Raw genomic sequence first — 17,951 nt, 5'->3', positions numbered from 1 at the left:
GTGAAACTTTCACCAGTGGAATGCTCCGCTGGTGATTTATTAAAAAATACATATATTTATCACTCGTCGAAGAGAGGGGAGACAATATGAAGAAAAATCGCTTATTATTTCGCGTTATTATTCTGCTCATTTTAAGCGGTGCTGTAGGATTTACACTTTATCAAGGGTTCTTTGCTGATAAGGAGAAAATGCAAATCGGAAAAGAAGCACCTAACTTTGTTGTGACAGATTTAGAAGGAAAGAAAATTGAACTAAAAGATTTAAAGGGAAAAGGTGTATTTTTAAACTTTTGGGGCACTTGGTGTAAACCGTGTGAAAAAGAAATGCCGTATATGAATGAATTATATCCAAAGTATAAAGAAAAAGGCGTTGAAATTATTGCGTTAGATGCAGACGAAACAGATATTGCTGTTAAGAACTTTGTGAAACAATATGATTTGAAATTCCCAGTTGCTATTGATAAAGGAACAAAAATCATAGGCACATATGGGGTAGGACCATTACCGACAAGCTTTTTGATTGATAAAGATGGAATAGTAGTGGAGCAAATTATAGGTGAACAAACGAAAGAACAGTTAGAAGGATATTTAAAGAAAATTACTCCGTAATAAAGAAAGCCTTTACATACGAGGTGCATTCATATAGCGCCTCCGATTTAAAAATTCTGAGTATTGCGGTAACTCGAGGTTGGAATATACAATAGTACATATAGATACAGGGGCGGTGAGAGTGTTGAAAGAAATTAAGTGTGAATGTGGACATGTTAATCCAATAGGAACTGTTTTTTGTGAAGCATGTGGGAAACCATTTGAAAGCAATGAAAATATAAAACTATTGGATATGCGCTATGAGGGGAGTGCTCGGAGATCTCTCACGCAAACAAAAACGATAGTCGATAAAATTTGGAGCTTTTTCTCTTCTGTAAAAGTGGGTGTATGGCTCATTGTAATTACTTTGGCTGCATCGGCGATTGGAACTATTTTTCCGCAAGAAATGTACATAACTCCGGGGATTGCACCAGCTGAATATTATAAGCAAGAATATGGATTTTTAGGGCAATTATACTATCAATTAGGATTTAATAATTTATACGGTTCGTGGTGGTATATGATTTTAATTGCTTCAATTGGTATTTCACTTGTAATATGCAGTTTAGATCGTGTCATTCCGCTTTATAAAGCTTTAAAGAAGCAAGGGGTGAAAAGACATCCTAGCTTTTTAAAGAGACAAAGATTATACGGCACTGGTACACCGCAAGATGGTGATTTGGAAAAAATCCAAATGAATTTAAAGAAAACGAACTATAACGTGAAAGTGGAAGACGGTAACATTTTAGCTGAAAAGGGACGGTTTTCACGCTGGGGTCCATATGTGAATCATATCGGTCTCATTATCTTTTTATTCGGTGCAATGCTCCGTTTTTTACCGAGTATGTACGTAGACGAAGCGCTTTGGTTACGTGATGGTGAAACGAAAGAAATACCAGGAACGGATGGGCAATACTACTTAAAAAACGAGAAATTTATAAAGGAAGTGTATGATAAAAGCAAGGACAAGGAAGTTTTTGATGAAGCAATTGACCGTGTAGGTGATAAAATGATTGCGAAAAACTTCCAAACGAATGCTGTATTGTATAAAGCGGTCGGCGAAAATATAGCAGGACAAAAACCGAAATTAGAAAAAGTAAAAGAAGCGGAAATTCGAGTGAATGAACCGCTGAAATTTGATCAATTTGCTGTTTATCAAGTGGATTACAAAGAAAGTGAATTTAAAAGCATGTCATTCCATTTGCAAAACAAAGAAAATAATCAAAAGTGGGGACCGATTAAAGTAGATTTAACGAATCCCACAGAAAAATTCGATTTAGGAAATGGTTATTCTTTAGAACTATTAAGCTATTTTCCAGATTTTTATTTTGACGATAATGGAAGACCAAATACGAAAACGAAATTACCAAACAACCCTGCATTTGTGTTTAAAATGTTTACGCCTGAAACACCAGATGGTGAAGTGAGTTTTGTTGGTATTCAGCAAAATATAGAACCAGATGGGAATAACAAATATAAAATGTCCTTTGCAGGTGTTGAAATGCAAAATGCAACAGCACTTACTGTAAGGAAAGATTTAACGCTTTGGATTCTCGGTATCGGAGGATTTATATTTATGGTTGGTGTGATTCAAGGGATGTATTGGAATCATCGCCGTATTTGGATACAACGGGTTAATGATGAATGGTGGATTGCAGGACATACGAATAAAAATTGGTTCGGTTTAAAGAAAGATATTGAAAGAGTACTAGAAGGTACAGCAATTCCGCAGCCGAGTGATAAAGTAGTGGATAAAAAAATTAGTTAAGGTGGGGAAACGATATGGTGCAAATAAGTAGTAACTTTCTCTTTACCGCATTTATTTTATATTTAATTGCAACTCTATTTTTCGGGGGAGCAATTAAAGAAAAGGGTCATAAATGGGCAAATATAGGAATAACGATTACAATTTTAGGGTTTATTGCACAAACAGTATATTTTGTTACAAGATGGATTGCATCAGGACATGCACCAGTTAGTAACTTTTTTGAATTCGGTACATTTTTCGGCATGATGCTTGTCGGAGCATTTATTGTCATGTATTTTATGTATCGCGTAAGTATAATCGGACTCTTTGCATTACCAGTTGCGCTTTTATTAATTGCCTATGCAAGTATGTTTCCGAGGGAAATATCTCCGCTTATTCCTTCTTTAAAAAGTAATTGGTTACATATTCACGTGACGACTGCAGCGGCAGGACAAGCAATTTTAGCAATTAGTTTTATTACGGGCGTTATGTATTTATTGAAAAATGTAGATCAATCAACGAGAAGTAAACGTACATTTTGGTTAGAAACGGTAGTGTTCACACTTGTTTGTACAGTTGGTTTTATTGGAGTGACAACGGTATTTTCTAGTATGAAATATGAAGCGAAGTTTCAATGGATTGATAAAAATGAACAACAAGTGGAAATGAAGTACAATCTTCCGGCTTTAGTGGGACCGCACGAAGGAAAGTTATTGACAGAAAATAAATTAGAACCGACAGTTGAAGTTCCAGCGATTGTAAATGCGAAAAAATTAAATACTGTTATTTGGTCAGTGTTAGTTGGGACATTACTTTATATTGTATTAAGACTTGTTTTACGCAAACGAGTATCGGCAGCACTTCAGCCGTTAGTAAAGAATACAAATAGTGATTTACTGGATGAAATCGGATATCGTTCTATTGCAATTGGATTCCCAGTTTTCACATTAGGTGCATTAATTTTCGCCATGATTTGGGCTCAAATAGCGTGGACGCGTTTTTGGGGTTGGGATCCAAAAGAGGTTTGGGCGCTTATTACTTGGCTCTTTTATGCGGCGGTATTACATTTACGCTTATCAAAAGGGTGGCACGGAGAGAAGTCAGCGTGGTTAGCGGTAATTGGTTTTGCAATCATTATGTTTAACTTTATTGTAGTAAACTTAATTATCGCGGGTTTACATTCATACGCATAGAGAAATAAAATAGGAGAGTGAATGTCACTTTCCTATTTTATTTTTGTCAATTTTTCTTCTTTTTTGAGAAAAACATGACAAAGTAGCGATTGATTTTGTAAAATGATGTCGAGGACATTATATACTGTTCAAAAAAAATACATAGTTTTGGAAAAAAATTGAACAAACTTTATTATTCTTGTGAAGCATAATATGGGAAGTGAAACATTTAGAAGATTGCTTAAATAAACGAGAATAGCGCAACATATTAGTGTAGAAGGGTAGGTGTAAACCGTTGTGGTAAAAGTACGCAACGGGTAGAAATGGAAAATGAATCAAGAATTTTAATTGTAGACGATGAGGATCGTATTCGTCGTTTGTTGAAAATGTATTTAGAAAGAGAACAATACACAATTGAAGAAGCGGACAATGGTGATACAGCTTTAGAAATGGCACTGCAAAATGATTACGATTTGATCCTACTAGATCTTATGATGCCTGGTAAAGATGGTATTGAAGTGTGTAAAGGGGTTCGTGAGAAGAAAGCGACGCCAATTATTATGTTGACGGCAAAAGGTGAAGAAGTAAACCGAGTACAAGGGTTTGAGGTAGGAACTGATGATTATATTGTGAAACCATTTAGCCCGCGTGAAGTAGTACTTCGTGTGAAAGCGGTCTTACGCCGTTCTGTACCAACAACGTTCTTTACACAAGATACAACGACAAAAGATGTTACTGTGTTCCCTCATTTAACAATTGATAATGATGCACACCGTGTTACAGCAGATGGTAATGAAGTAAACTTAACACCGAAAGAGTACGAATTACTATTATTCTTAGCGAAAGCGCCTGATAAGGTATTTGATCGTGAGCAATTGTTAAAAGAAGTATGGCAATATGAATTCTTCGGAGATTTACGTACAGTTGATACGCATGTAAAGCGTTTACGTGAGAAGTTAAGCAAAAAATCACCAGATGCTGCGAAGATGATTGTTACCGTTTGGGGCGTAGGTTACAAGTTTGAGGTTGTGAACGACTGATGCTTTGGAGAAGTGTAGTAGGGAAGTTATGGATGACCATATTACTTCTCGTTTCGTTTGTGCTTGGATTTGTTGCGATTTTGCTTTCACAGTTTTTTAGAACATATTACGTTGATATGAGTGAAGCTAGGCTTCAAAAAGTTGCAACAAGTGTTTCAGAGTTAATTGAAGAAGGTGCCGATGTAAAAACGATTGAGAATATCGCGTACAAATTCTCTGATCCCCTTTCAAGGATCATTATTGTAGAAGATGGTAAAGAAATATCTTCTTCGCCGAAACAAGAAGGGTTAGTCACTCTTACAATGGATGATTTGAAAGAAGATAAAGAATTAGCGGCTGTTTTTACAGACAAAAAAGAAATTAAGAATAACATTAGAAAAGCCTCTAATAGTAGAAAGAATAAAAACACTGAAAATGATATTATGATTGTCGGAAAACCAGTGCATTCAAAAAATCAAAGTGCAGTGTTCGTATACGAATCTTTACAAGTACCGATACAAGGTATGGAGAGAACGACTGATTTTATATTCTTATCAGCAGGGATTGCGATTATATTAACAACGTTCTTTGCATTCTTCTTATCTACTCGAATTACAGCACCACTCCGTAAAATGCGTGAGGTTGCTTTTGAGGTCGCGCGTGGGAAGTTTGATGCGAAAGCTCCTATGGTATCTCAGGATGAGATTGGTGAGCTTGCAACGGCCTTAAATCAAATGGGGAAACAGTTGAAGTTTAATATGAATGCCCTGCAGCAAGAAAAAGAACAGTTAGCTAGTATTTTAAGTAGTATGGCAGATGGGGTTATTACGTTAAATCAAGAAGGTGAAGTCGTTGTAATTAATCCGCCGGCTGAACATTTCTTACAAGTTTGGCAAGAGGAAAAGGAAGTAGAGCTCAGTAAAAAACTACCTTCTGAACTTGTTGAACTATTCCATCTCGTTGTAGAAAGTGAACAACAACAAGTGGTTGAAATTAATTTACAAAAAGGGAACTATGTAGTTCTTATGACGCCGCTTTACAACCAAACGAAAATTCGTGGTGCTGTAGCTGTATTACGTGATATGACGGAAGAACGTCGTCTTGAGAAGATGCGTCAAGACTTTATTGCAAACGTATCACATGAACTTCGTACACCGATGGTAATGCTTCAAGGGTATAGTGAAGCGATTTTAGATGATATTGTGCAAACGAAAGAAGAAATTAATGAGTTTGTTCAAATCATTTATGATGAATCCGTTCGTTTAGGTAAACTTGTAAATGAACTATTAGATTTAGCGCGTATGGAAAGTGGTAATGTAGAGTTACATATAGGTGAAGTTGATATTCATCCTTTCGTTGAAAAAATAGGTCGTAAATTCCAAGGCATTGCAAAGGATAAAGAAGTCGCATTAACGGTTGATTTCCAGAATCCAATTGAACAATACCCGTTTGATGCAGATCGTATGGAACAAGTATTGACGAATTTAATTGATAACGCAATTCGTCATACGAATGCAGGCGGACATGTAACGCTTGTAATTGATACGAAAAATAATGGTCTTACTTTTGAAGTACAAGATTCGGGCGCTGGTATTCCAGAAGAAGATATTCCATTTTTATTTGATCGTTTCTACAAAGCTGATAAAGCGAGAACACGCGGAAAAAAAGGTGGAACAGGGCTCGGGCTTGCGATTGCAAAAAATATTGTGCAAGGCCATGATGGTAAAATTGCTGTTTCAAGTGTTGTTGGAGAGGGAACTACATTCTCTGTATATTTACCGAATCGTATAATTTAGATATACGTTTTTAAAGTTGATAATGAATAAAGTTCTACTGTTTTTTATTTTTTTGTAAAATCAATTAAATAAATAACAGTAGAACTTTTTTTCTATCTTAGTCGAATGAAGAATAGTAAGAGGGGTGTCGTGAAGCGATGAAATTATACACGAAAACAGGAGATAAAGGGACAACAAGTGTAATAGGTGGCAGAGTGGATAAAGATAATATCCGAGTTGAAGCATATGGCACGATAGATGAGGCAAATTCTCATATTGGATATGCAATGACTAAGCTACAAGGCGGATCTTTTGGAGATATTTACAATGAACTTGAAAATATTCAACATGAACTATTTGATTGCGGGGGAGACTTGGCGATAGTAGAGGGGAAAATTCCTTATAAAGTAACGGTTGAAATGGTTGAAAGCTTAGAAAGAATGATTGATTCGTATATAGAAGAAGCACCGCCGTTAGAGCGTTTTATTTTACCAGGTGGAAGCGAAGCGGCAGCTGCTATTCATATTGCACGTACAGTTGTAAGGCGAGCAGAACGATGTGTAGTGTCCTTGCAAAAAGAAGGGGAAATAAATGAAGTTGTTCTAAAGTATGTAAATAGATTATCTGATTATTTGTTTGCGGTAGCTAGAGTAATAAATGCTCGATTACAAGTAAAAGATGTGGAGTATAATCGCAGTGCAATCGTTTTTCGTGATAAAAAAGAGAAGGAAGTGGAGTGATTCACTTTCTTTTTTTTGTATACTTTTTTCTGTAATATACCAAAATAGAGAAGGTATGGTGTTAATTAGAAAACGGAGGATGTATATGAAAGTGTTAAAATGTGGCGTCATGTTATTGACGGTATTGTTTTTATCCCAATTACATGTGTACGCAGAGGGAAATCAATGGACATGGCCTGTTGAAGGGCAGATAAGTGATTATTTTGGGACAAGGCATGGAAAACACTACGGTATAGATATAGCGGCACCGATTGGCACATCTGTGGCAGCTATTCAAGAAGGTAAGGTAACAAAGTCTTATTATTCAAGTAGTTATGGAAACGTTGTATTTATTAAACATGGAGAATATGAGGCCGTGTATGCACATTTAAATAAGAGATATGTAGTTCAAGGGGATTATATTTCAAAAGGAGAAATAATTGGAGAAGTAGGAAATACAGGAGAATCGAGAGGTGCACACTTACATTTAGAAGTTCATCAAGGAAGATGGACGATGGCGAAAAAGAATGCGATGAATCCATTACTTGTTCTAAATGAACAGAGAAATGAAGTTGTTTCCTCATCCTTATATGTCGTCCAAAAAGGGGACACTTTAGTTAGTATTGCACGGAAATTTAGTATGTCAGTTAAGGAAGTTAAAGATAAAAATGGACTGCAGCAAGATCGGATTTATCCAAATCAACAATTATACGTCAAATAAAAAAAGAGCTAGTTAAACTAGCTCTTTTTTTACCAAAAAATAAAGACACATATAAATCCAGAAATAGCTAAGTAGCTATATAAGTAAAATACTTTCGTTCTTGTTTTTTCGTTCGTTCGAAATAGTACAATAGTTGGTTCAATTAAACCGATTGTCAAACAAAGTAAACCAAGAAGCATACAACCGATTGAAATGGAGTACAGGGCGATTTGTGGTGCTTGAAATGGAATCATCCATTTTAATAAAAATGCAATAAGTGCAGTGTAGCAAATGCTGCCGATGTATTTATTCAACGGTGCATTAGAACGGAACCCTGGAAGTTTTTTTAAGAAAGAGCGGGAAACAACTTCAGTTTGTAAAGATGTGTGCTCTTCAATTATTTTTTGAGCTTCTTTTCCTTTTTGGAAAAGGGATAATATCCAGTTTCGCTCACCTTGAAAAATAAATTGAGAAGTTGTCAAATAATGATCCACCTTCACTTTATTCCAACTCTTCCACGGGTGACGCTCACACAGTTTTAATTTACTCTCTGTTTTTTTATCATACTGATAAATACTGATGCCATCTTCATCGAAAACAGCATAGTATGTCTCGCTTGAGAATGTGCCTAAATCAATTGGACAGTAGAAAAGTAATTCTTTTTTTAAGTAAAAGTATTCTTTTCTTAAGTTTTTTTTCATTGCTTCTCGAATAGAGTGTCTCTTTTCTTTTTTCATGACATTTCCTCCATAATCCAGAAAATGTTCTTATCTTAACAATTCAACATCTTATCACTTTTCATTATATATGACTAGGGGATTCGTAGGGGAAATGCCGAATACTAAAAAATCTGGGGTGTATTGTAAAATATAGTGATTGGTTTTAATTATATAAAATTAATAACTTATTTTTAATAAGTTACACTTTTTTTGTTCACAATACGATTATGTTGTTGTATAATAAAGTGGAAAATAGAATATCGGTCTATCTTCGGGGCAGGGTGAAAATCCCGACCGGCGGTGATGAACTATATGTGATTTTGTTCTAAGCCCGCGAGCCGTTAAGGCAGGATTTGGTGTGATTCCAAAGCCGACAGTATAGTCTGGATGGGAGAAGATGGAGGTTCAAGCGTTCAAAAAAGATATGAATTTGAACGTCTGTTTGATGTGCCTTAAATTCTCCCTTTGTGTAAAACACAAAGGGTTTTTTCGTTCTATGAAAAAGTAGGCATAGCAGAACCTTTCCACTTTCCATGAGATGATCGATGGAAAAGGAGAGAGAAAGATGAAACAAAAAAACAGTGTAGTGCAGATGGTGAGTGTAGCGATGCTAAGTAGTATTGCATATTTACTGATGATGTTGGATTTCCCGTTTCCAGGGCTTCCGCCATTTTTAAAAATTGATTTTAGTGATGTACCAGCTCTAATTGCAGCAATTATTTTCGGGCCAGTTGCAGGGATAATTGTAGAGGCGATAAAGAATATTTTACATTACGGAATTCAAGGGAGTTTAACGGGAGTGCCAGTTGGAGAAATTGCTAACTTTATTGCAGGATGTTTATTTATTGGACCGGCAGCTTTCTTATTTAGAAAGTATCGTACTGTTAAGAGTTTAACGACAGGATTAATGCTAGGGACAATTACAATGGCGCTCATTATGAGTGTATTAAATTACATCATTATATTCCCAGCTTACACTTGGTTTTTAAATTCACCAGCTATGTCTAGCGAGGCTATAAGAACAACGGTTGTAACGGCAATCTTACCATTTAATTTGATTAAAGGAATTGTTGTGACAATTGTATTTATAGCGTTATTCTCACGCCTGAAAGTATGGGTGTTTGCAAAAATGAAAAATGCATAAAATATAAAATAAAACCATTAGTAGTATGGAACTACTAGTGGTTTTTTATTAAGTGGAATGAAAATAGAAAACAAAAAATATCCCTCATATTAATGAGGGATATTTTTTGAAGTTAATAAAAGACTATTCGAATTTTAAAGAGTCGCCATCAAATGATTCATCAGCAACTTTAATTGAGTCAGTTGGACAACCTTCGAATGCATCCATCATATCTTCAATTAATACATCTGGAATTTCAACGATACCTTGGTTATCGTCTAACGTTACAAATGCAATACCTTCATCATCATAATCATAAATGTCTGGTGCAGCAGCGCCGCAAGCACCACATGCGATACAAGTATCTTTATCAACGATTGTATATTTTGCCATCTTTTTTCCCTCCTGATAATATGTATGTGAAAAGCTCGCCATAAAAATTATAACCTTATTGTAAAACGGTTTTTAAAACTTTTCAACATAAAATTATAATGATAATCCTTATCAATTAGGGTGTCAACTAATTTTTGCATTATGTCATAAGATTTTCAAAATACGTAAATGTTATTTCGTTTGGTACAATATACTATATACAAGTACATAATGCCGATATGATAAGTTTAATGAGTAACATAGAATGGTGCAATCATACTAAAAAGTAATTAAGCTAGATTGAAAGGTGGAAGCGGTAATGCAACTACAATATACTTTATTGTATTGTTTAAAACAATTGAATGGTGAAAGGACCGTTTCTTCTATTTATTATTTATTAAAAGGAAAACGATCTTCGCAAACGTTACAAGATGGAAATATGTTCCGAATTTCATTTTTGTTTGGAATATATAAATCGTTAAATAGAACAGACTATGATCGTGAAGTTGCAAAGTTGTTGCAAGCAGATTTGATTCGAGAAATACATGAAAATACATATTTGTTAACATCTAAAGGTAAAATGCAGTTACATACATGGGAGGAAGTGTATGCTTTTCCCGTGCATTTACATGGTTTACACTATGGTGAATTAGGTGAAACATTTTGGAAGCGATTATCATTAATTATTCAAACTATATCTAATTTACAACAGAATAATACGAAGTTTATTCCCATTCAACAAGATACAGAAATAATGATGTGGGTAAAACGTTTTTTAACAGGTATACCATATAGGCGAAGTGAATTGGCTAAAAGATTATGGAAAGAAATACATAATCTTTTAGGAAAAGGTGATGTGGTAGAAGCGACGATTGTAACATATAGATTAACAGGATATGAACGTATCGGTTGTACATTGCAGCAATTAGCGGAAATTACGAAACAAGATATATTCCGGGTGTATTTTTTATTTTGGGGTACAATTCATTTCTTTATACAAGAAGTTCACGATAAAGAAAATGAATTTCCGCTATTAGCTGAGATTATCTCTTATCCAAATGAGAGAGCTGAATTATTTAGTTTATCAACGAAAAAAACATATAATTTTTGGAGACAAGGACGCTCTTTAGATGAAATAGCGACAATTAGAAATTTAAAGGTTGCAACGATAGAAGATCATTTTGTTGAAATTGCTTTGCGGGAAAAAGAGTTTTCAATCGAGATGTTTATGGAAAAAGACAAAATAGATAAAGTAACAAAAGTAATTGAGGCATTACAAACACGTAAGTTGCGTGAGTTGAAACAAGCGGTTGGAGAGGGTATCTCTTATTTTGAAGTTCGTCTTGTATTGGCGCGTATGGAGGGTATAAATGAAGCTTGAGGAATATTTATATAGATGGTTTGGATATTCTGAATTTCGTACAGGGCAAAAAGGGGTAATTACAGATTTATTAGAAGGAAAAGATGTTATAGCAATGCTTCCGACTGGAAGAGGGAAGTCTATGTGCTATCAACTTCCAGGGCTAATGCAAGAAGGAACCGTGCTTGTTGTATCACCATTATTATCTTTGATGGAAGATCAGGTTACACAATTAAAGTATGTTGTGAAAAACCGAGTAATAGCATTTAATAGTTTTCGGACATTACATGAAAAAAGAGAAGCGATGAAAAAATTAGCTTCATATAAATTTATTTTTGTTTCACCAGAGATGTTGCAGTCGGAAGTGTTAATAAGAGAATTGAAGAAAGTTCATATTTCATTATTTGTTGTGGATGAGGCTCATTGTATTTCACAATGGGGTTATGATTTTAGGCCAGACTATAAAAAACTAAATGTAGTCATTGAAAATATCGGGTCTCCTACGGTGCTAGCATTAACGGCAACAGCGACAAAAGATGTACTCCGAGATATAGCAGAGAGTTTAGATTTGAAGAAAGTGACGCAGCATGTATACTCTATTGATCGTCCAAATATTGCGATGGAAGTACAATTTGTGGAGACGATAGAAGAGAAGAAAGAAGCGCTTTTGGATCAGGTGATGTATTTACAAGGGCCAGGGATTGTATATTGTTCAAGCAGAGCGTGGACAGAACGTTTAACGGAGTATTTAAGAGGAAAAGGCGTGACTGGTGTCGCTTTTTATCATGGTGGTATGGAACATGAAGAGCGTATGTTAATTCAACAACAGTTTATGAATGACCAGTTGCAGCTTGTAATATGTACAAGTGCTTTTGGTATGGGAGTAAATAAGTCGAATACGAGCTATATTATTCATTTTCATTATCCGACTAATATAGCTTCCTATTTACAAGAAATCGGAAGAGCTGGAAGAGATGGTGAACCGAGTATAGCTATCTTACTATGTAGTCCGTTAGATCACGATTTACCAATTTCAATAATTGAAGATGAATTGCCAAGTCAGTCGCAAATACAATTTTTATTCTCTTTACTACAAGAAAGAATGTTTCAAACGAAAGAATTACCAATAGAAGAGGTAGAAGAAATTTGTTATAATGCAGCAAGATTTAATGAACAATATTGGCGTTTCATCCGCTATCATCTTGAACAGCTTGGAATCATACAACAGCGAAAATTAAAATTAGAGAGCTTGTCAGATGAAATTATGAACAGATTAATAGCTGAAGTAGAAATAAGGCTACGTAATAAATATAGTGAACTAGAAAACATGAAATCGTGGATACAAGTGAAAGAATGTAGGCGTGAATATTTGTTACAACAGTTCGGTTATAGAAAAGAGAACGAGTTGAAAAATTGCTGTGACTATTGTGGTATTACAAAAACAGATTATAAAAAAAGACAAGCGCAACAATCGGATTTCGACTATAATTGGGAAACAGAGTTACAAAAGCTTTTCGGTCTAGAAAAGATGGGGGAATGATGAACATTCAAAGGCATAATATTGAAGATATGAGTCCGAAAGAAATAAGGCTGAATCTGTATATCACACAGTTCATTATTATCGGTATCGGTTGTTTACTAGCATATGTATTATTCCGAGATATAAAATCGGTGTATAGTCTGTGGAAGTGGGAACCGGTATCTATACTTATAATAGGCGGCTTGTTGGCAATTGGTATTGTGTTATTAGATTATGTTGCAATGCGAGTATTTCCAGAGTCTTGGTTTGATGATGGTGGTATTAACGATAGGATGTTTCAAGGAATGTCAGTTATGCACCTACTCGTTATTACGTTCATTATCGGCTTTGCAGAAGAATTTTTATTTAGAGGTGTAGTGCAGACTCACTTTGGAATTGTAATAGCGAGTTTAGTATTTGCAGTGTTACATATTCGGTATATAACAAAGCCATTTTTGTTTTGTTTCGTCTGTTTCATTAGTTTTGTCTTTGGTTATGTATTTGAATGGACAGGAAATTTGTTTATAACAATCTTTGCACACTTTCTTGTTGATTTTATAATGGGACTCCAATTAAGAAAATAAATGGAAGGTGGTGGTGAACAACATGAGAAAACGAATTCCTGATTTCGAAGAGGAATTAGAAGTTGAGCGAGTGGAAGAAAAAGAAAGTTTACCGCCGCGTAGTGAAATTCATAGAAATAAAGAGAAAAAAGAAAAGTTTAAAATGAATCATATTTTTGTCCGAGTTTTAACATTTCTATTCATATTACTACCAATTAGTATCTTATGGTATACAGATAAATATATTCAGGTGAAAAGTGATGGTAATAACGCTGGGAAAAGTGCGTTTGAGGTCATTTTCTTTGATTCAGCTAAATCTGAGTCTGAGGCAACATCTGAGAAAGTAGTAACGCATACGGTAAAAGAAGGAGAAACTTTAGAAAGTATAGCGAAGCAATATTTTTCAGATGAAACTGGGATTGAAGTGATTAAAAAGTATAATGATTTACAAGAAGATGACGTGAATGTAGGTCAAGAAATAAAAATTCCGATAAAAGATAAGTCCGCAAAGCAGGATAGCTAGTAACATACCTACTATAAAAACGGAGGATTATCTTTATGAGGAAGGGAGTAAAAAATATATGATATGGATTATCTTATTAAGTGCTCTCATATGTATTGGTATTATATTTCTTCTTGTAATGTATACAGAAGCGATGCGTAATACTGTGTTAGAACATACTTTACTTTTTGAAGAATTTCCGAAAAGTTTTCAAAAAGTAAAGGTGTTTTTTATTTCTGATATTCATAGAAGGGTCATTTCAAGTTCATTAATTGAACAAGTAAAAGGAAAGGTAGACCTTGTGATTATTGGCGGTGATTTAGCGGAAAGAGGTGTCCCTTTTTCGAAAATTTCTGCAAATATACAAAAGTTAAGAGCGATAGCTCCTGTATATTTTGTGTGGGGAAATAATGATTATGAGATTGAATATCATGAATTAGATGCTTTGTTATTAGAAAATAATGTGAAAGTTTTAGATAATACAAGAGTTGTATTTGAGTCTGAACTAGGAGAAAAAATTTGTTTACTCGGTGTAGATGATGTTGGTTTGAAGCGTGATCGTTTAGATTTAGCGTTGGCTGATTGCAAAGAAGGTGGTTTTCGCATATTAATTAGCCATAACCCTGATATAATAAATAAAATGTCTGGAAAAGAACAAATTTCACTTGTGTTAAGTGGACATACACACGGAGGACAGATTCGATTATTCCCATCTAAAAAATATTTAAAAGGTGGCGTATATAAGCATTCAAATATGACTCTTTTTGTTAGTAATGGGTATGGAACAACGTTGATTCCACTTCGCTTCCGAGCACCTGCTCAAACACATATTATTACGTTATGCGGAGGGAAATGATGCCAACTCTAAACGGGAAATATAACATAAAAGCTGTTTCGAATATAATTGGAATTCAGCCGAGTACGCTTCGTGCATGGGAAAGACGATATCAAATTATTGCCCCAAAGCGGAATCATGCGGGGCATCGATTATATACAGAAGAGCATATTCAAATTTTGAAATGGTTAATGGACAAGGTTTCTTCCGGCATGATGATTGGACAAGCAGTTCAATTATTAGAAGAGAATCGTTTGCAGAGTAATGTTCAAAAAGAAATACATTACGATAGAGAAGTTGTTTTAGTGGACGATTTACTGCAAGCTTTGTTAAAATTTGATGAAATTACAACTTCTGCATTGTTAAACGAGGCTTTCAGTATTTATGCAACAGAAAAAGTCATAGCAAGTATTGTTCTTCAAGTGTCAAATAAATTGTTAACGTTAAAAAATAATAATGAAGTTACAATGGTGCAATTCCGATATGTCGTATCATTTTTACAAACTCGTCTAGGAATGGTGTATCATAATGCATCATCATTTTCTTCTATACACAAAGTTGTCGTGTTAGAAAATAATATGTTGAAAGGGTTTGTTTTCTCAACGTATTTACGCTTAAAAGGATATGAGGTGATATATATTAGGTCAAGCTTAGTGAAAGATGGTATTTTGCTAGCTGTTGAGCAAATACAACCTACATATGTAGTAGTCTCTTTTGATGAGGAACGAGAACTTAAGAACGCGATGAAAGACATGAATTTGTTGCAAGAAAAAAGTGAGAAACTTTCTGTTGGGTTTATAGGAGAAATAGGTGCTCGAGATCAGTTGAACATTCAAACATGCCTAATTGGCGATACGAAAGAAGAATGGGATGATTGGTTAAAAATGTTAGAATAGTTGTTCGAAAAGAACCATCTATTTTCTATTTCATATAATAAAAATTATATTCATTGGTTACGTAGGGAGGGTATGAGATGAGGCTGGAACGATTAAATTACAATAAGATAAAAATTTTCTTAACATTTGATGATTTATCTGAACGAGGATTAACGAAAGAAGATTTGTGGAGAAATGCACCGAAAGTACAGCAATTATTTCGTGATATGATGCAAGAAGCAAATAAGGAACTAGGGTTTGAAGCGGATGGCCCGATTGCAGTTGAAGTATTTTCTCTACAAGCGCAAGGAATGGTCGTAATTGTAACGAAAGAACATCAAGATGTGGATACAGATGATGAGTTCCGTGACGAGTTTATTGAAATGCAAGTGACTCTAGATGAAAGCGAGCATATACTTTATGAGTTTGCTACACTAGATGACGTAATTAACCTGTCGAATCGTTTATATAACCTTGATGTAACTGGCGGAAAACTATATACGTGGGATGGGCATTTCTATCTTTGGATGGAAGAAGAGGAGCAAGTTCAATTACTGAAGGCAGATTTTATAGCTATTTTAGCGGAATATGGTAATCCGTCTACAGCAACTATTTATCGTCTAATGGAGTATGGTAAAGAATTAATGGCTTCTCAAGCAATTGAACAAATACACAATTACTTTGTGAAAAAACAAAACCTTAGCTAATATAACAAAGCTAAGGTTTTGTTTTTTATTTGGAGAAACCTAAAATGTTGGCCTGAAAATGTCAAAGCGATTAATGGTATAACGGGAGTCATAAATATTTGGGCGCTCTTTACTATACTTAAAAATATCTTCTTAAGTTGTTATATATAGGTAAAATAAAAAATATTTAAATATTTAAGTATTTTACTTTTCTAAAAGCAATAAAAGGACTATAATGATAGTGAAAACGCTTGCAATAGGAAATAGTTTGTATATATTTGTTAGCGTTTTCTATTGCATTCCAAATTTAACGGTGTATACTAGGCAATGAAGGTTTACTAAACAAGTGAAATTACAGGGGGTTTACTTACTATGGTAGCCGAAAAGGGAACTCAAACAAAAACACAACAACAAAGGGAACAACATTTTGAACTATTGAATTCGACACAAATTGTTATTAGTGAAGCATTAGAAAAATTGGGTTATCCAAACGAAGTATATGAATTATTAAAAGAACCAATTCGTATGATGACAGTGAAAATACCAGTTCGTATGGATGACGGGACTGTTAAAATATTTACAGGATATCGTGCACAACATAATGATGCTGTTGGTCCAACGAAAGGTGGAATTCGCTTCCATCCGAATGTAACAGAAAATGAAGTGAAAGCACTTTCAATCTGGATGAGTTTAAAATGTGGTATTGTTGATTTACCATACGGTGGAGGTAAAGGTGGAATTATCTGTGACCCACGTGAAATGTCATTCCGTGAGTTAGAAAGATTAAGCCGTGGTTATGTACGAGCAATTAGCCAAATCGTAGGACCGACGAAAGATATTCCAGCTCCAGATGTATTCACAAACTCTCAAATCATGGCATGGATGATGGATGAATATAGCCGTATTGATGAATTTAATTCACCAGGATTTATTACAGGTAAGCCACTTGTATTAGGTGGATCACATGGACGTGAAACAGCAACGGCGAAAGGTGTAACAATTTGTATTCGCGAAGCTGCAAAAAAACGCGACATTGATATTAAAGGTGCACGCGTTGTTGTTCAAGGATTCGGTAATGCTGGTAGCTTCTTAGCTAAATTTATGCATGATGCAGGCGCGAAAGTTATTGCAATATCGGATGCTTACGGTGCATTGCATGATCCAAACGGATTAGATATTGATTATTTATTAGACCGTCGTGATAGCTTCGGTACAGTAACAAAACTATTTAATAATACAATTTCAAACAAAGAATTGTTAGAACTGGATTGCGACATTTTAGTTCCAGCTGCAATTGAGAACCAAATTACCGAAGAAAATGCTAATAATATTAAAGCGAAAATCGTTGTTGAAGCTGCAAATGGTCCAACAACATTAGAAGCAACTAAAATTTTAACAGATCGCGGAATTTTACTTGTTCCAGACGTATTAGCAAGTGCTGGCGGTGTGACAGTATCTTACTTTGAGTGGGTACAAAATAACCAAGGTTACTACTGGACTGAAGAAGAAGTAGAACAACGTTTAGAAAAAGTAATGGTAAGATCATTTGATTCTATTTATGAAACAGCACAAGTTCGTAAAGTGAACATGCGCTTAGCTGCGTATATGGTCGGTGTTCGTAAAATGGCTGAAGCAAGTCGCTTCAGAGGTTGGGTATAATATTATATCGTGAGAAAAC

General features: G+C 34.9%; 18 protein-coding genes and 1 riboswitch. Of the genes, 16 read left to right on the top strand and 2 right to left on the bottom strand.

Translation table 11 applies throughout. The features are described from left to right. The first annotated feature begins 86 nt into the window (after window positions 1-86). The 7 genes from resA to MKO96_RS07185 all read left to right on the top strand — a co-directional run bounded on the left by resA (window position 87) and on the right by MKO96_RS07185 (window position 7,740). Entirely contained in the window at window positions 87-608 is a 522-nt protein-coding gene (gene resA / locus MKO96_RS07215) for a thiol-disulfide oxidoreductase ResA (RefSeq protein ID WP_000742204.1), read from the top strand. A gap of 121 nt (window positions 609-729) precedes the next feature. After that, on the top strand, window positions 730-2,355 hold the full coding sequence (gene resB, locus MKO96_RS07210; RefSeq protein ID WP_240587108.1) for a cytochrome c biogenesis protein ResB: 1,626 nt from the start codon (window positions 730-732) through the stop codon (window positions 2,353-2,355). 14 nt (window positions 2,356-2,369) lie between these two features. Next, the gene (resC, locus tag MKO96_RS07205) at window positions 2,370-3,527 is read left to right on the top strand and encodes a cytochrome c biogenesis protein ResC (RefSeq protein ID WP_088095753.1); all 1,158 of its coding nucleotides are present in this window, start codon (window positions 2,370-2,372) and stop codon (window positions 3,525-3,527) included. A gap of 302 nt (window positions 3,528-3,829) precedes the next feature. Further along, window positions 3,830-4,546, top strand: a complete 717-nt coding sequence (gene resD / locus MKO96_RS07200) for a DNA-binding response regulator ResD (protein WP_000426862.1) — start codon at window positions 3,830-3,832, stop codon at window positions 4,544-4,546. Next, window positions 4,546-6,321: a sensor histidine kinase ResE gene (gene resE, locus MKO96_RS07195; protein ID WP_000964664.1), complete on the top strand. Its 1,776-nt coding sequence runs from the start codon at window positions 4,546-4,548 to the stop codon at window positions 6,319-6,321. The genes resD and resE overlap by 1 nt, the downstream gene beginning before the upstream one ends. Before the next feature lie 137 nt (window positions 6,322-6,458). Beyond that, the gene (locus MKO96_RS07190) at window positions 6,459-7,040 is read left to right on the top strand and encodes a cob(I)yrinic acid a,c-diamide adenosyltransferase (protein WP_087979970.1); all 582 of its coding nucleotides are present in this window, start codon (window positions 6,459-6,461) and stop codon (window positions 7,038-7,040) included. An 85-nt stretch (window positions 7,041-7,125) separates the two neighbouring features. Next, the gene (locus tag MKO96_RS07185; protein WP_240587107.1) at window positions 7,126-7,740 is read left to right on the top strand and encodes a peptidoglycan DD-metalloendopeptidase family protein; all 615 of its coding nucleotides are present in this window, start codon (window positions 7,126-7,128) and stop codon (window positions 7,738-7,740) included. 29 nt (window positions 7,741-7,769) lie between these two features. Here MKO96_RS07185 and MKO96_RS07180 read toward each other — a convergent pair whose 3' ends face one another. Further along, window positions 7,770-8,456 (bottom strand): hypothetical protein, encoded by a 687-nt coding sequence (locus tag MKO96_RS07180; protein ID WP_240587106.1) that lies wholly within the window; start codon window positions 8,454-8,456, stop codon window positions 7,770-7,772. Between the two features lie 245 nt (window positions 8,457-8,701). Beyond that, a riboswitch (FMN riboswitch) is annotated at window positions 8,702-8,841 on the top strand. Window positions 8,842-9,003: 162 nt separating this feature from the next. On the opposite strand from MKO96_RS07180, the gene MKO96_RS07175 reads away from it, so the two are divergent. Beyond that, complete coding sequence (locus MKO96_RS07175) at window positions 9,004-9,582, top strand: ECF transporter S component (protein WP_087979971.1); 579 nt, start codon at window positions 9,004-9,006, stop codon at window positions 9,580-9,582. 123 nt (window positions 9,583-9,705) lie between these two features. Here MKO96_RS07175 and MKO96_RS07170 read toward each other — a convergent pair whose 3' ends face one another. Continuing rightward, window positions 9,706-9,954, bottom strand: coding sequence for a ferredoxin (locus MKO96_RS07170; protein WP_001151994.1), 249 nt, complete (start codon window positions 9,952-9,954; stop codon window positions 9,706-9,708). Window positions 9,955-10,252: 298 nt separating this feature from the next. On the opposite strand from MKO96_RS07170, the gene MKO96_RS07165 reads away from it, so the two are divergent. From MKO96_RS07165 to gudB, 8 genes are all read left to right on the top strand, one after another. Beyond that, the gene (locus tag MKO96_RS07165) at window positions 10,253-11,314 is read left to right on the top strand and encodes a YpbB family protein (protein ID WP_240587105.1); all 1,062 of its coding nucleotides are present in this window, start codon (window positions 10,253-10,255) and stop codon (window positions 11,312-11,314) included. Beyond that, complete coding sequence (locus tag MKO96_RS07160) at window positions 11,304-12,833, top strand: RecQ family ATP-dependent DNA helicase (RefSeq protein WP_088110187.1); 1,530 nt, start codon at window positions 11,304-11,306, stop codon at window positions 12,831-12,833. The genes MKO96_RS07165 and MKO96_RS07160 overlap by 11 nt, the downstream gene beginning before the upstream one ends. After that, the gene (locus MKO96_RS07155; protein WP_087979973.1) at window positions 12,833-13,396 is read left to right on the top strand and encodes a CPBP family intramembrane glutamic endopeptidase; all 564 of its coding nucleotides are present in this window, start codon (window positions 12,833-12,835) and stop codon (window positions 13,394-13,396) included. The genes MKO96_RS07160 and MKO96_RS07155 overlap by 1 nt, the downstream gene beginning before the upstream one ends. Window positions 13,397-13,418: 22 nt before the next feature. After that, a complete protein-coding gene (locus tag MKO96_RS07150; protein ID WP_001231545.1) occupies window positions 13,419-13,898 on the top strand; it encodes a LysM peptidoglycan-binding domain-containing protein in 480 nt (159 codons plus the stop codon). Between the two features lie 58 nt (window positions 13,899-13,956). Continuing rightward, window positions 13,957-14,733, top strand: a complete 777-nt coding sequence (locus MKO96_RS07145) for a metallophosphoesterase (protein ID WP_240587104.1) — start codon at window positions 13,957-13,959, stop codon at window positions 14,731-14,733. Further along, window positions 14,733-15,608 (top strand): MerR family transcriptional regulator, encoded by an 876-nt coding sequence (locus tag MKO96_RS07140; RefSeq protein WP_240587103.1) that lies wholly within the window; start codon window positions 14,733-14,735, stop codon window positions 15,606-15,608. Before MKO96_RS07145 ends, MKO96_RS07140 begins: the two co-directional genes overlap by 1 nt. Window positions 15,609-15,685: 77 nt before the next feature. Then, the gene (locus tag MKO96_RS07135; RefSeq protein ID WP_240587102.1) at window positions 15,686-16,294 is read left to right on the top strand and encodes a genetic competence negative regulator; all 609 of its coding nucleotides are present in this window, start codon (window positions 15,686-15,688) and stop codon (window positions 16,292-16,294) included. 351 nt (window positions 16,295-16,645) lie between these two features. Further along, entirely contained in the window at window positions 16,646-17,932 is a 1,287-nt protein-coding gene (gene gudB / locus MKO96_RS07130; RefSeq protein WP_000225171.1) for an NAD-specific glutamate dehydrogenase, read from the top strand. Window positions 17,933-17,951: the final 19 nt, after the last annotated feature.

Origin of the sequence: Bacillus sp. ES1-5 (assembly GCF_022487605.1) — a bacterium.
In the GTDB taxonomy this organism is placed as follows: domain Bacteria; phylum Bacillota; class Bacilli; order Bacillales; family Bacillaceae_G; genus Bacillus_A; species Bacillus_A wiedmannii.
The sequence above is the reverse complement of the archived record's forward strand: the minus strand, read 5'-3'. Positions and strand labels throughout refer to the sequence as shown.

Excerpts from the sequence above, each read along its gene's own strand:
- resA (WP_000742204.1), top strand. The coding sequence starts at position 87 with ATGAAGAAAAATCGCTTATTATTTCGCGTTATTATTCTGCTCATTTTA.
- resC (WP_088095753.1), top strand. The coding sequence starts at position 2,370 with ATGGTGCAAATAAGTAGTAACTTTCTCTTTACCGCATTTATTTTATAT.
- resD (WP_000426862.1), top strand. The coding sequence starts at position 3,830 with ATGGAAAATGAATCAAGAATTTTAATTGTAGACGATGAGGATCGTATT.
- resE (WP_000964664.1), top strand. The coding sequence starts at position 4,546 with ATGCTTTGGAGAAGTGTAGTAGGGAAGTTATGGATGACCATATTACTT.
- MKO96_RS07190 (WP_087979970.1), top strand. The coding sequence starts at position 6,459 with ATGAAATTATACACGAAAACAGGAGATAAAGGGACAACAAGTGTAATA.
- MKO96_RS07185 (WP_240587107.1), top strand. The coding sequence starts at position 7,126 with ATGAAAGTGTTAAAATGTGGCGTCATGTTATTGACGGTATTGTTTTTA.
- MKO96_RS07180 (WP_240587106.1), bottom strand. The coding sequence starts at position 8,456 with ATGAAAAAAGAAAAGAGACACTCTATTCGAGAAGCAATGAAAAAAAAC.
- MKO96_RS07175 (WP_087979971.1), top strand. The coding sequence starts at position 9,004 with ATGAAACAAAAAAACAGTGTAGTGCAGATGGTGAGTGTAGCGATGCTA.
- MKO96_RS07170 (WP_001151994.1), bottom strand. The coding sequence starts at position 9,954 with ATGGCAAAATATACAATCGTTGATAAAGATACTTGTATCGCATGTGGT.
- MKO96_RS07165 (WP_240587105.1), top strand. The coding sequence starts at position 10,253 with ATGCAACTACAATATACTTTATTGTATTGTTTAAAACAATTGAATGGT.
- MKO96_RS07160 (WP_088110187.1), top strand. The coding sequence starts at position 11,304 with ATGAAGCTTGAGGAATATTTATATAGATGGTTTGGATATTCTGAATTT.
- MKO96_RS07155 (WP_087979973.1), top strand. The coding sequence starts at position 12,833 with ATGAACATTCAAAGGCATAATATTGAAGATATGAGTCCGAAAGAAATA.
- MKO96_RS07150 (WP_001231545.1), top strand. The coding sequence starts at position 13,419 with ATGAGAAAACGAATTCCTGATTTCGAAGAGGAATTAGAAGTTGAGCGA.
- MKO96_RS07145 (WP_240587104.1), top strand. The coding sequence starts at position 13,957 with ATGATATGGATTATCTTATTAAGTGCTCTCATATGTATTGGTATTATA.
- MKO96_RS07140 (WP_240587103.1), top strand. The coding sequence starts at position 14,733 with ATGCCAACTCTAAACGGGAAATATAACATAAAAGCTGTTTCGAATATA.
- MKO96_RS07135 (WP_240587102.1), top strand. The coding sequence starts at position 15,686 with ATGAGGCTGGAACGATTAAATTACAATAAGATAAAAATTTTCTTAACA.
- gudB (WP_000225171.1), top strand. The coding sequence starts at position 16,646 with ATGGTAGCCGAAAAGGGAACTCAAACAAAAACACAACAACAAAGGGAA.